This is a genomic window from Plantactinospora sp. DSM 117369, assembly GCF_053764795.1.
The window spans coordinates 6,124,669-6,138,443 of record NZ_CM132446.1 but is presented as its reverse complement, the minus strand read 5'-3'; the positions used below and the strand labels follow the sequence as shown (position 1 = coordinate 6,138,443).

Sequence of the window (13,775 nt, the reverse complement as noted above, 5' to 3'; positions counted from 1 at the left end):
GCCGGAAATGCTAATACCCATTAGCGTCTGGTGTCATGATCAGGACGGCGGTAACGTCCGGAAAACCTCATCGAGGTCGTGCAATGCCCGGAGCCCTCCGTCCAAGGAGACATTCGCATGGTCCTGCCCATCAACCGGCACGGCGTACCACGACGAACCGTCCTGGCCGCCGGTGCGGCCGCAGCGGGCGCGGCGGTCCTCGGCGCGCGTCCCGCCCTCGGCTCCGGCTCCACGCCACTGGCACGCGACGGGTTCTTCGCCGAGTCGACGGTCTGGGCCAGTGGCGAGGACGGGGTGGTGACGCACTTCGTCTACGGCCTGGCGGTCACTACTCGGGACACCGTGCTGGCTTTCAGCGAGGCGCGCCTGAGCCGCGCTGATGACGGCGCACACCACGTGGTGTGCCGACGCAGCGTCGACGGCGGGGCCACCTGGGGCGACAGCATCGCGATCGAGGCAAGCGAGGGGGAGGAGAGTTGGGCGAACCCGACGCCGCTCGTCGACCGGTGGACCGGCCGGGTCTTCGTCTTCTACGCGCTCAACGAGCACAACGCGGCGAGCCGGGTGTTTTTCCGGTTCACCGACGACGACGGTCGAAGCTGGTCCGACCGCAGCGAGGTGACCGGTCTCTTCGACGGTGACGAGCACGAATGGACGTTCCATCTGCCCGGGCCGGGCCACGGGATCCAGCTCGCCGACGGCCGGCTCGTGCAGCAGGTGTGGCACCGGCGCGGCGTGGCGTTCCCGGCCGACCAGCGGCGGTACGGGGTCGGCGTGATCGTCAGCGACGATCACGGCGCCACCTGGCGGGCCGGCGGGGTGGCCCCGGTGTCGCCGATATACCCGGTCAACGAGTCACGCCTGGTGCAGCGGCCCGACGGTTCGATCGTCCTCAACGGCCGGTACTCCAGCGGCGGCGTCCACCCCCGGATCACCGCGGTCAGCGTCGACCGGGGCGAGTCGTGGTCGCCACTGGTGTTCGACTCGTCGGTGGCCCACTTCACCGCCGTGGATGCCAGCTTCACCCGCTACACCGGTGGTCCGGGCAGCCATGCCGTCTCCCGGACGCTGTTCAGCCGGCCGGACAGCACCGCTGCGCGGGAGAACCTGACCGTGAGCCTCAGCTACGACGAGGGATGCAGCTACCGCTACAGCAGGACCGTCTACCCCGGACGGTCGAGCTACTCGGACATCGCCCGGCTCGCCGACGGGACGATCCTGGTGTTGTACGGCAAGGATGTCAGCACCAACAACGTCGTCGACCACGTCGCGCTCGCGCGCTTCGACCTGGCATGGCTCACTGGTGGTGAGGATTCGCTGCGGCGGGGTCCCCGGATCAGGGAGTTCCGCCTGCCGGCCGAGACCGCGCGGTGGCGGGTCAGCGGGGGTGCCGCCGAGGCCGTCGTCGATCCGAACGCGTCGGGATACCGCCTGCTCGACTACGCGGCGGCGGCACCGGGCGACCACCTCGAGCTGTCCGTGCCGGTACCGCTGCCCGGTGTCTACGTCGTGACGGCCCGGTGCCGGCAGGACGCCGCAGCGGGCATCGTCAGTGCCTCGATCGTCGGCGTCGGACCGGGAGCGACCTTCGCGCCGGCCATCGACGTCGGCACCGCCTTCCGCGAGTTCTCCTGCGGACGCTTCACCATCGCCCGCCCCGGCACCTACCGGCTGCGACTCGCGGTCGACGGGCCCGGACCCGGCGGCGGGACCGGACTCGGCCTCGACCACATCCGCCTGACGCAGGTCCCGCCCGGTCGTTGACGCCCGCTCGGGTTCGCACCGGCGAGCCAATCTCCCCGCAGATAGACCGTCGGCTCTCGCAGGCATCTGCTCGACCGCACTCGGAGGTTCCCATGACCCGGCCCGAAGCGGGACTCGCCCGCCGCGCCCTGCTCCGGTACGCCGCGGCCGGAGGCGCCGGCGCCGCAGTGCCCGCCCTGCTGGCATCCGGTGCCGCCGCCGGCACCACCGACGGCGGCGGCGACGGTGACGCCCTTGTCCTGCAGAACCACGCGATCAGCCTGAGATGGCAGCACACCCCCGACGGTTGGGCATTGACCTGGCTGCGGAGAAAGCGGCACAACGGCTGGCGGACCGTCCTCACGCCGTCCGGCCGGTACGGCATCTGGTCGGCCGGCTCGGCACCGGACGCCGACAGTGTGCGGCGGGTGACCGCCGGAACCCGGATGTCGTTCCTTCCGCAGCGGGCGAGCCGGCGGGGGCAGACGGTCACCTTCGTCGCGACGCAGCCCACCGGCACCATGCGGGCGGTGTGGCGGCTCGACCCTGCCGCCGCGACCGACGTCCTGGTGACCCTCACCTGGACGCCGAACAGCGCCGGCTGGTATTCCATCCCCAGCCCGACGCTCGGCACCCTTGCCGACGACGACCTCGGCTGGGGCGTCATTCCTGGCTACTGGTCGTCGGCGACCTCGGCGACCGACGACACGTTGACCTACCAGTACCAGGTGGGCGTGCCGACGGTACCGCTGGTGACCACGGAGGCCACGACGACCAGCCTCAGCGCCATCCTGCGGAGCCGCACCCAGGACGTCGCTCTCGCCGTCATCGCCGACCCGTCGCTGGCCCGCGACCCGTGGGCCAGCAACGCCTCCACGCAGAGCACCTGGCAGGTGGGCATGTCGCTGCGGGCGCTCACCGGCGAACTCAGCCCGACGAGCGTCTACCCGGTGCTCGGGCAGGCCGGCTCGCAGCTCGCCGCCGGCGAGTCGGTCACGGCGACGTTCCGGTACGTGCTCAGCGACGACGGCTGGTACGAGGTGGCCAAACATGCCACCCGGGACGTGTACCGGCTGGGCGACTATCTGGCCCTGGCGAATGCGGCCAACTCGCTGTCGCATCGGATCAACCGGATGCACGACTTCATCGTCTCGCCACGCTCCCAGTGGCACACCTGGGAGTATGCCGGGCTGACCCTCGGCGCGGAGAGCGGCAAGCTCTCCGACGTCGGTGCGATGTGGATGATGGACAGGCTCACCGGTGACCCGATCATCCGCCATGACCGGCTGCCGGTGGCCCGGAACTTCAAGCTGGCCCAACAGCAGACCACCGAGGGGCCGTTCCACGGCGCCGCGCTCGGCGAGTACTTCATGAACGGTGGCTGGGTCAGCGAGCTTCCCTGGACCAACAACCCCACCCCGGACTACGTTTCGCCGATCTTCACCACCTTCTACACGCTCGCCGACATGGGCAACATCGCCCTGTTCGACCCGTCGGACACCGAGATCCGGGATCGGATCCGGCTCGGCGCCGAAAAGCTGTTGAGCTGGCAGCACGACGACGGCAGCTTCGACATCGGCTACCAGCGGGAGAAGCCGGACGTCCGGCAGTACCCGGAGCTGCCCGATCTGCGTGCCACCTGGTACGGCTTCGTCGCCGCGTACCGGATCCTCGGCGACGCCCGGTACCTGGCCGCGGCCCGCCGCGGCGCCGACTGGTTCATCGAGCACGCGGTCACCACCGGTGACTTCGTCGGGGTCTGCGACGACGCCCGGCTGACCCGCGACTTCTCCGTCATCTTCGCCGCGCAGGCCCTGCTCGACCTGCACGAGCTGACCGGCGTCCCGTTCTATCGGGACGCGGCGATCGCGTGCGCCCGCTTCTACACGCTGCACATCTTCGACCATCCCACCGCCACCACGACCACGAAGACCTTCCACGGTGTCGAAATGGCGGACTGGCAGACAAGCCAGGTCGGCCTCAGCTACGAGCGGTCCGGCTACACCGGCAGCGCGAGATGGGCCGGGCCCATCCTGCTGGCCAGCCACGCCGGTGCGTTCGTGCGGTTCTTCCAGCTCACCGGCGACGTGCACTTTCTCGACCTGGCCCGGGCCGCGGCCCGCGGCCGCGACGCCTTCGTCGGTGCCAGCAGCGGCATCCCGTCGTATTACTGGTCGGCCGGCAACGGCGGTGACAGCGTCTACCCATGGCACGGCTGGTGGCACATCGGGTGGGTACTGGACTACCTGCTCGCCGAAGCCCACCTGCGCACCGGCGGCAAGGTCAGCTTCCCGCCCGGACTCTGCACCGCCAAGGTGGGTTCCCACCGGCCGTACGGCTTCGCCGCCGGCCGGCTGTACGGACAGCCGGTGGACCTGTGGATGCCACGGACCCTGCTCACCGTCGACGACCCCAATGTGGACGTCATCACCGCGCGCTCCACCGACGGCACCCGGGCGTACGTGGTGGCGCTCAACCAACTCGGCCGGGCCACCTCGGCGACCGTGACACTCAACCCGCGCGGCGTCGAACCGGGCCGTCGCGCCAGTTGGACGGGCTGGCGGGCCGTCACCGGAAAGGTCGCCAGGACCGGCGACGCCGAGTGGTCGCTCGCACTGCCCCCGAACGGCGTCGCCGTCCTCGCTGTCGACGTGAGCCTCTCCGACGACCCGCTGGGGCCGGAGTTGCGCGGTGTCACGGTCGATGGCGAACCCTTGACGCCACTGGTCTTCTGGTCGTACCTCGCCACGGTCGAGAGCTGGGCGCAGTGGCGGGTTGCCGGGGCGCAGACCTGGACCGACACCGCCCACGAGACCGGGTATGCCTTCACGCAGACCCTGGACCTGTCGACCCTCGAGCGGCCGACCGTGGTGCAGGTGCGCGTCGCCACCCGCCTGCCGGACGGGACCGTCGGATACTCGCCGAGCACCGAGTGGGAGGTGCCCGAGGTGTACATTCCGGACGGCCCGAATCTTGCGCTGAACCGGCCGGTCGAGGTCAGCTCGACATACCAGCCGCGGTACACCGGCGACCTGGCGGTGGACGGCAACGCCACCTCGAACGCCAGCCGCTGGCTCTCCGCCCTCGGCGACGCACAGCCGTCGATCACCGTCCACCTCGCCACGCCGACCACGCCGAGGCTGGTGCGGCTCTACACCGGCGGAGGAACCCTTTCCCTTCGGATCGTCGCCGGCATCGTGCAGACCCGCGGCTCTGACGGCACCTGGGCGCAGGTCGGCGCCTTCACCGGCAACACCCTTCCGGTGGTCGACATCCCGATCGACTCCGGCCCCACCGACCAGGTTCGCCTGGTGGTTACCGAGCGATCCACGGACGAGATCGACGTGGCGCGCGTGCACGAACTCGAAATCTACGACAAGGTGCGTTAGGGCGGGTCTCCTGGATCTTGGGGCCGAACGCTGTGTTGGCTGAGGGTGGCGTCGGCTCGCTGTAGATATTCCTGGGTCGCGCGGTCGAAGACGCCGGTGGGCAGTGCCCACGCGGTGTCTTGGGGCTCGCCGAGCCTGCGTAGTGCTGCTGGTATTGCATCGGTCCAGCCGAACGCGCCGCGGCGTTTCGTTCGTTGTCGATGCAGTGCCTGTCCGGTCTCGGTGTGCCAGTAGCGGTCGGCTTCGGCTTGCGCGCCGATGAGGCCGGCGGCGATCAAGCGGGGCACGGCTTGGGTGAACTCGGCCTCGGTCAGGACGGCGTGGTTGATGGCGTCGGCCTTCGCGATGATGTGGGTGAGGGTGTAGCCGTCGTCCGGACCGGTTCCCTCGATAGAGGAGAAGACCCAGGCGTCAGCGATCGTCCATGTGGCGGCCACAGCCGCCAGGATAGGAGCCGTCCGCGCGGGTCGTGCTCACCGCTCAGCCTTGGCGCGGCGTCGGCAGTCGGGTCTGGTCCGGTGCGTTCGGTGACTATGGCACAGTCCTGAGTGTGGCCTTGGACGAGCTGCCGGACTGGTTGCCGGCTTGGTGTCTTGACCATCTGGGCGGCGAACCCGCCGGCGTGCTGTTCCAGTCGCGACAGGTCTCGATGGTGTTTGGTCTGCGGTTGGCCGGTGGCAGGGACGTCGTGGTCAAGGCGCGCGCCGACGACGGCCGGGCCTCGTCGTGTGTCGCGGCGCAGGCCCGGCTGGCCGAGCGCGGGTTTCCGTGTGCCCGGCCGCTCACGCCGGTGGTCGGTGTCGGTGCACTGGCCGTGCACGCCGAAGAATTCCGGCCCGGAGGCGAGGTGTTGCACGGGGACGCCCCGGACATTGCTGTGCGCTGCGCGGAGGTGTTCGCCGGGCTGATGGCCGAACTTGCCGGCGTGAGTGTCGCGCCGCCGCTGCCGAATCCGCCCTGGGTGCGCTGGGACCACACCGATTCTGGGGTGTGGCCGGCGATCGATATTCTCGACAGCCGGGACCAGAGTGCCGTGTCCGAGCACATTGTCGAGACGGCTGAGCGGGCCCGGGAGCGGCTGCTGGCCGCCGGCTTGCCGTGCGTGCTCGGCCACGCCGACTTCGAGGCGCAGAACCTGCGGTGGCAGGGTCGGCAGGTGTGGGCGGTGCACGACTGGGACAGCCTGGCATGGCAGCCGGAGGCGGCGCTTGTGGGAGCGGCGAGCGGGTCGTTCGCCAGTTCCGGGCCGCCCACGCTGGCGCCGATCGAAAGCTCCGAGGCGTTCCTGGTGGCTTATCAAGACATTCGACGGCGCCTGTTCACGGCCGTGGAGCTGGAGATCGCGTGGGCGGCCAGCCTGTGGATGGCTGCGTACAACGCCCGGGAGATGGCACTGTGCGGTGGCGCTCCGGCGGGCGTCGATGCGCTGCGGGTGCAGGCAGCCGAACGCCTCCGCCGGGCTAATGCGTAACATCAGCACACAAATTCAGCCGGTCAAGCGCAACCGGTACGTGCGGCTGACCGGGGCGGTCAAGAGCGTGCACCGGACGGTATGTCCAAAGCGACCTTGCCGCCCGGCCGATCTACCATCACACCCGCGAGTCGATCGAAGCGCGCGCCAGCCGGGCCGCCCCGGCCCGGCTGGCGCACCGCGTGGCAGGTCGAGGCGGCAAGGCCGAGTCGACCGGCGATACGCGCCGGAGGTACGCGTCGAGTTCGGTGCGCACCCGCTCCCAGCCCAGTCCCGCGGGGTCTACAGTTTCGAGGCGAAATGGTAGGTGCCCGAACCCACCTCGTAGACCGCGTACCCGCCTTGCGTCTCGACGTACCTGACGCCCTCGGCCCGGTCGGCTGGCCGACGGCCTTCGGTGACACTGTCACTGTCGCTGGTGGGCACATAGACCGTCGCGGAGGAGTTGACCGGTACGGTGACGGTGAGCGTCAACACGTCGTCGTCGCGCTCCCACCCGACTGCGATCCGGCCCCGGATGGACTCGTGCGTCGCGGTGGCGTGCCCGAGTGAACCGATGCGCGGCCGGACGACGAACTTCTCGTAGCCGGGCCCGGACGGGGACGGCGTGATGCCCGCGAGGTCACTGTAGAACCACTGGTCGACCGTGCCCAGCATGTAGTGGTTGTTGGATCCCGGAAGGATGGCCCAGCGTGACGGGATCGTGGTCGCCCCGTTCTCGATCCAGTAGCCCCAACTGGGATAGGTGGTCTGGCTGGCGATCCGATGCGCAACGTCGTGGTGACCGTACGCAGACAGCACCGGCAGCAGCACGCTGGTGCCCAGGATTCCGGCGTTGAGGTGCCAACCGCGAGCCTTGATGTCGTCGACCAGGCTCTGCACCACCGACGCCTTGTGCGCCTCCGGCACCATGTCGAAGGCGAGCGGCACGGCATTGGAGGTCTGCTTGTACTCGAACCCCTCGAAGGTGTCGTAGTAGCCGCCGTTTTTGTCGTAGTAGACGGCGTTGAACCGGTCCCGCACATGGTCGGCCAGGGCGGTGTAGCGCGCGGCATCGGCGGCTCGGCCGAGCACGGTGGCGATCTGCGCCATCTCGCGGGCCGACTTGTAGAAATAGGCCGTGCCGACCAGGCGCCGGTCTTCCTGAGGGTTCGCCCCGAAGGGTGACGAGTGGTCGCCGTACTGCTCGACACTCATGATTCCGTCGTCGAGCTGCGTCTGCATGAAATCCATGTACCTGGTCAGCAGCCCGTAGTGCTCGGTGAGCACGGTGCGGTCACCGTAACTGACGTAGAGAGCCCAGGTGAGTGCCGGAAGCACGCCGGTCCAGGCCGCGGAGATACTTCCGGATCGGAAGTCGTTCGGCCATGGCGCGACGACCGTCACCCTCCCGTTCTGCGCGGTATCCACTTGGTTGTCCTCGAAGTCGTCCAGCCACTTCTTGAAGAAGGCGGCCATGTCGAAGTTGTAGAGCATCGTCGGCAGCGCGACGTGCGCGTCGCCGGACCAGCCGCGCCGCTCGAAGGTCGGGCTGTCGGTCGGAATGCTCTGCAGGTTGTTGAGGATGGTGGCCCGCATCGCATCGTGGATGCGACCGTACAGCCGGTTGGACGACGTGAAGCGGCCAACCGAGTCGACCGCGTTGTGTACCTGCCGACCCGTGATGGTGCTGGTGCTGGGCCGCTCGGGCAGGCCCTCCACCTGGACGTACTGGAAACCGGTGTAGCTGAATCCAGGCTCCCAGACCTCCCTGCCCTTGCCGTTGAGGAGATAGATGTCGAGCTGTCCGGGCGCGTCGCTGCGCTCCGGGTCGTGGTGGCCGAGGTTCCGCACCGTGCCGTCGTCGTTCAACTCCTCGCCATACAGCATCCTGACCTCGCTGCCGGCCGGACCGGAAACCGACAGTCTGGCCCAACCAGCCGTGGTCCGGCCCATGTCAAACACATATACGCCCGGCTTCGGCTCCGTGATGCGCACCGGCTTGATGTCGGTCGCGGTGATCGGAGGCATCGACTGCGCCCGAATCTTTTGCGCCGGGGGCGAGAGGACCGCGGCGCTGGACCAGCCTGTGGCGTCGTAGCCGGGCGTAACCCAACCCGGCAGCGCCCGCCGGGCGTCGTATGTCTCGCCGGTGGCGATGTTGTCGTAAACTGTCGGCCCCTCGGTCACCCGCCAGGTCCCGTCCGAGGCCACGGTCTGCGTACTACCGTCGGTGTATTCAATCTCCAACTGCAGTAGCAGCTTGGTGTCGTCGACGAAATCCGCACCGCCGGCTGGGCTGACGAATCCGAAGTGACCTCGACCCAGTTCGGCGCCGATCGCGTTGGCGCCCCGCTTGATCTGCCCGGTGACGTCGTAGGTCGAGTACAGCACCCGTTGGTTGTAGTCGGTGAAAGCCGGGTCGAGGACTCGGTCACCGCTGCGTTCCTCGCTCCTCGTGGCTGCGGCTATCCGTGCGCCGTTGAGGTAGTACGCACCATATCCGAGCCCGCTCGCGTAGAGCCGAGCTTGTTTGACCGGCTTGGTGACACCGAACTCCTTCCGGAGCAAGGGCGCCGGTGGATGGGTAGGGCGAAGCCGTACCTGGTTCAGCCACGGCCCCTTCCCGTAGGCCGCCACCCCGAGCGCCTCGGACCAGCCGGTGTCGTCGAAACCGGGCTGGTTCCAGCCCGACTCGGCCTGCCGCGTCGCGCGCCAGGACGAGTCCGTCATGACCTCGACGCGCTCGCCGCCGGCCAGTTCGACCTTGAGCTTGCCGACCAGGCCCGCCGGGCCCACATACCGGTTGCGGGCCAAGAGCGCCAGCGTGTTGGACCCGGCCACCAGCATGTCGGCGAGGTCGACCTCAATGGCCATCCGACCGCCGAAGACCCGCGAATGAGAACGCGCGGCCTCCGCCCCGTTGACATACAACACGAACGCGTCATCCGCCGCGACGACCATCACGGCTCGCTCGACGGGTTGCGCCGGCAGGTCGAGCGTCCGACGGAAGTAGCGAGCGCCCGCGGGCACGGAGGTTGCCGGGTCGCCCTCCGGGTTCCAGATCCACCAGGCTCCGGCCAGGTTGTTCGGTCCCTCCGGCATGCCGATCCACTCGGCCTTCCAGTCGGACTCGTCGAGCAGCCCCATCTCCCACCAGGCCGGGGCGCTCCATGCCCGGACGTCGCCGTCGCCGTCAGCGACCCGGACCCGCCAGAAGTACCGGGTACCGGCACGCAGACTCGGACCCGCGTACGCGACGTTGACCGACTGGGACGACGCCACCCAGCCGGAGTCCCACACGTCCGGTCGGCCGTCGGTCAACCGGTCGGACGTGGACGCCACCTGAACGCGGTAGCCCGTCTGCACCTGGGCCCGCTGCGATGACTCCAATACCCAGCTCAGCAGAGGATGAGGTTCGTCAATCCCCAATGGATTGTGTGCATATTCCACCGTCATATCGGCCACGACCAGTCCGCGATCAGCCGCTGGCGCCGGCTGCGGCACCAGTGACGCCACTAGCAGCGGAACCGCCAGCACGGCAACCGCACGAACCCGGAGTCGGAACACAATGCCTCCTACACAGATCGGTGCATGGACCAATGGATAAATCGGCACACCGCCGCTATCACCAACAGACCGAACAATCGCGGTATGAAAACGAAGACCTCGTATACCCCGAGGCCACGCCGCACCGGTCGAAGCTCAAGCTAACGGAGCAGGCGCAGGTCGACGGCGTCGGCCATGGCGCGGTATCCGGCCGGGCTGGGGTGGGTGTGGTCGCCGCTGTCGTACTCGCCCAACAACGATGTCGGGTCTTCCGGGTCGCGTAGCGCGGCGTCGAAGTCGATCACTCCGTCGTGGTCGGTGCCGCTGCGGAGGTAAGCGTTCAATTCGGTGCGGATCCGCTCCCGTTGCTCGGTGTACGCGCCTCGGTGAGACGGCAGAACGGTGCCGGCGATGACCCGCAGGCCGCGGGCCGCCGCACGGTACGCGATCTGCCGGTGCGCGGCGATCAGGTCCGCGGAGGTGGCGGTCGAGCCGTAGATGTCGTTGATGCCTTCCAACACGATCACGGTGCGCACGCCCGCATGGGACAGGACGTCGCGGTCCAGCCGGGCCTGGGCGGTGACGCCGGCACCCGGTCGCTCGGTGATGAGCCGGTTGCCCGAGATGCCCGCGTTGAGGATCGCCGGCCTGCGGGGTGGGGGCAGGGTGGCGGCGATGCGTTCGGCGAGGAAGTCGCACCACCCCTGGTAGCCGCCCCGGGGCAGGCTGCCGCTGTCCGTGATCGAGTCACCGAGCGCGACGATCGTACCGGCGGACGGCTCATCCTCGCCGATGACCGCATCCACCCAGAACCAGTGCTCCACCGGTGTGGGGAACGCCGCCCCGGACTCGTCCGCCCCGGCGTCGCCCGGTGGGGACAGAAAGGAGAAGTCCTTGGGGCGTAGGTGCCCGGTGACCTGCTCGAACCGGCCGGGCGTGTAGACGCTGATCGCCAGGTCATCGCCCGCCCCGATGAGGAGCGGCACCGGGTCGCTGATCACCTCGGCGCCCGGCGGTACGGTGATCGCCGTCGAGCCGCCGAAGGTGAGCGCCTTGTTCGTGCCTGGCACCAGGGCCGCGCCGGCCGATCGGCGGCCGAGATAAGCCGAGCCGACGATGAGCGGCGCGGTGCCGAAGGCGTTGCTCAGCCGGACCCGTAGCCTGCGGGCGCCGATGGTCGCCCGCACGGTGACCCGGACGGTCTGGTCGGCAATCGGGTAGGGCAGCGCGTCCGGCGACGTTCCCCAGATGGTCACCGGTCCGTGGGTCGTCGGTGTCACGACCGCAGCCGCCGGCCGAGAGGTCGCGAGCTGCGCGCCGACGGCCGCCACGCCGACTCCACCGAGAAACGCGCGCCGTCCGACGCGACTCGGCGACTCCTTCTTGGATGCGAACATGCGCGTCTTCCTTCCTACCTGGTGGGGCTCGGCGCAGTGGACGCCGACGGGCCGATCACCGACGTGAAGTGCTCGCCGAGGAAGCGGGTCGTCGCGCTCATACAGCCGGCATGGTCGTGTACCGGGAGTGCGTGCCCTTTTCCGACGACGATTTCGAGCCGGTTGGGCACGCCGGCGGCGTCGAGCGCGGCGTGGAATGCCTCAGCCGCGGCCGGCGGGGTGGCCTCGTCCTGGTCACCGACGCGGGTGAGGATCGGCGGGCAGGTCGGGGTGACGTGGGTGATGGGGGATGCCTGGGCGGCCGTCACCTGGTCGCTGTCGTCGCCGAGGAACGCCTGGACCCGCTCCGGGAGCGGCGGCCGCCCGAGTGCCTCGCTGCGCAGGTCGACGACAGGGTTGTAGAGCACCGCCGCCTGAACCTGGCTGGAGACTTCCGCCCAGCCGCCGGATCCCTCGAAGCGCCCAGGGGTCAGGGCGACCATGGCCGCCAGCTGACCTCCGGCCGATCCGCCGGCTACCGCGAGCCGCCGGGGGTCGAGGCCGATCTCGGCGGCGTGGCCGCGCATCCAACGCACAGCGCACTTCGCGTCTTCGAGGGCTGCCGGCCACCGGGCTTCCCCCGACAGGCGGTAGTTGATCGTGGCGGTCACATAACCGTCGGCGGCGAGCTCGTCGGCGAGTCGGGCAAGCAGACCGGGGTTACCCGAACTCCACCCGCCGCCGTGGATGAAGACGACCCCCGGCCGTTGGTGTGCGGGATCGCCGGCGTGGAGGTCCAGAGTCAGGGTCCGTCCTCCCTTGCCCGCTGTCCCGTAGACGACGCCCGATCGCCATCGATATCCCCGGCGCCGCGAAGGAGTGGTGGCGGGTGGTGGTCGTGTCACGAACGTCCCCTGCCCGCCCCGAGCGCGCTCATCGCCTCGTCATGCGAGGGCGACCCAACCGCGCCCACGAGCAGCGGATCGCCGACCTCGATCAGCCACTGGCGCAAGCGGGACATCAGTGCTGCCCGGTCGTCGGCGTAGTGTGGATCGTCGATCACGTTGGACATTTCGGTTGGGTCGGCGTCGAGGTCGTACAGTTCCGCAACGGGATGGCTGGCTGCCGGGCCACTCAGTCCGACGCGCGGCGTACACCGCCGGTGCCACGACTGGCTCGCGTCCATGATCGACGGTGCGGAGCTGAAGTTCACGATGAGCTTTCGCGAACCGGTTCGCACGCAGCGGCGCGGATCGTAATAGTCGTGGTAGGTGAGCTGGCCGAAGACCGCCTGGTGACGTCGGCCGGCCGTCCCCGTCATGGCCGGCGCCTGGCTCAGGCCCGCCACGTCGGCCGGGACCTGTCGTCCGAGCCCGTCGAGCAGCGTCGGTACCAGGTCGATCCCGGAGACCAGGTCGGTCACGATCCGGCCGCCCTGCCAGCCGAGCGCGGGTGCCCGGACCAGTAGCGCGATCTCCAGTCCTGGGTCGTAGAGGGTGCATTTCGCCCTTGGCAGCGCGAGGCCGTGGTCGGTGACGAAGACCACGATGGTGTTCTCGGCCAGCCCCAGATCGTCGAGCTTGCTCAGAACCCGGCCCACGCAGGCATCCATGTACCGCACTGCGCCCTGCAGTTCCGCGATCTCCTCCCGGGCGCTCGTGTCGTCGACCAGATAGTCGGGTACCGCAACTCCCCGTTCGGCGTACGGCGACATGTGGTCCCCGACGAATCCCATGACGTCGGCAGGGTCGCGGCGGCCCGGCAGCCGGTGCGGCTCACGGAACCCGACTTGAAGGTAGAACGGCCGGCCGAGGTCGGCGAACCGGACCAGCCGGTCGATCGCCCGGTCTGCCACGACTTCTCCCTGACCTCCCGTCAGCACCTCGTCGAAGCCGAGCCGCCGGGCAACCTCTCCGTCGGGTCGGACCCGGGACTCGTGGTGAACACCGATGAGCGAGGTGAGATAGCCAAGTTCCGCCAGCCTGTCCGCCAGGTGGCGCTCGCCCGGCCGAAGGTCCCAGCCGAACTGGGCGTGGGTCAGGCCGAGTACTCCGTTTTGCTGGGGGAAGCGGCCGGTGAACAGTGACGCCCGCGACGGGCTGCACTGGGGGGCGGTGCTGAACGCCCGGCTGAAGCGGACGCCCGAGGCGGCCAGCCTATCCAGATTCGGTGAGTCGACTGTGGGCACGCCGTAACAGCCGAGAAAACGACCGAGGTCGTGGCAGTGCAGTACAAGGACGTTCAGCCCGCGACTGTCCATTTCGATCG

At 69.3% G+C, this 13,775-nt stretch carries 8 protein-coding genes; 3 read left to right on the top strand and 5 right to left on the bottom strand.

Features of this window, described 5'->3' with window-relative positions:
* The first annotated feature begins 117 nt into the window (after positions 1–117).
* The gene (locus tag ACSMXO_RS26285; RefSeq protein WP_455414211.1) at positions 118–1,764 is read left to right on the top strand and encodes a sialidase family protein; all 1,647 of its coding nucleotides are present in this window, start codon (positions 118–120) and stop codon (positions 1,762–1,764) included.
* Positions 1,765–1,856: 92 nt separating this feature from the next.
* Positions 1,857–5,132, top strand: a complete 3,276-nt coding sequence (locus tag ACSMXO_RS26280; protein WP_455414210.1) for a hypothetical protein — start codon at positions 1,857–1,859, stop codon at positions 5,130–5,132.
* Here ACSMXO_RS26280 and ACSMXO_RS26275 read toward each other — a convergent pair.
* Complete coding sequence (locus ACSMXO_RS26275; RefSeq protein WP_455414209.1) at positions 5,129–5,569, bottom strand: hypothetical protein; 441 nt, start codon at positions 5,567–5,569, stop codon at positions 5,129–5,131. The two genes, ACSMXO_RS26280 and ACSMXO_RS26275, sit on opposite strands and share 4 nt — an antisense overlap.
* Positions 5,570–5,682: 113 nt before the next feature.
* On the opposite strand from ACSMXO_RS26275, the gene ACSMXO_RS26270 reads away from it, so the two are divergent.
* Positions 5,683–6,603: a hypothetical protein gene (locus ACSMXO_RS26270; protein WP_455414208.1), complete on the top strand. Its 921-nt coding sequence runs from the start codon at positions 5,683–5,685 to the stop codon at positions 6,601–6,603.
* A 282-nt stretch (positions 6,604–6,885) separates the two neighbouring features.
* Here ACSMXO_RS26270 and ACSMXO_RS26265 read toward each other — a convergent pair whose 3' ends face one another.
* From ACSMXO_RS26265 to ACSMXO_RS26250, 4 genes are all read right to left on the bottom strand, one after another.
* Positions 6,886–10,041, bottom strand: a complete 3,156-nt coding sequence (locus tag ACSMXO_RS26265) for a family 78 glycoside hydrolase catalytic domain (RefSeq protein ID WP_455414207.1) — start codon at positions 10,039–10,041, stop codon at positions 6,886–6,888.
* A gap of 251 nt (positions 10,042–10,292) precedes the next feature.
* Positions 10,293–11,528, bottom strand: coding sequence for an SGNH/GDSL hydrolase family protein (locus ACSMXO_RS26260; RefSeq protein ID WP_455414206.1), 1,236 nt, complete (start codon positions 11,526–11,528; stop codon positions 10,293–10,295).
* Positions 11,529–11,542: 14 nt separating this feature from the next.
* Positions 11,543–12,412, bottom strand: coding sequence for an alpha/beta hydrolase fold domain-containing protein (locus ACSMXO_RS26255; protein ID WP_455414205.1), 870 nt, complete (start codon positions 12,410–12,412; stop codon positions 11,543–11,545).
* Complete coding sequence (locus ACSMXO_RS26250; protein ID WP_455414204.1) at positions 12,409–13,767, bottom strand: sulfatase family protein; 1,359 nt, start codon at positions 13,765–13,767, stop codon at positions 12,409–12,411. Before ACSMXO_RS26250 ends, ACSMXO_RS26255 begins: the two co-directional genes overlap by 4 nt.
* Positions 13,768–13,775: the final 8 nt, after the last annotated feature.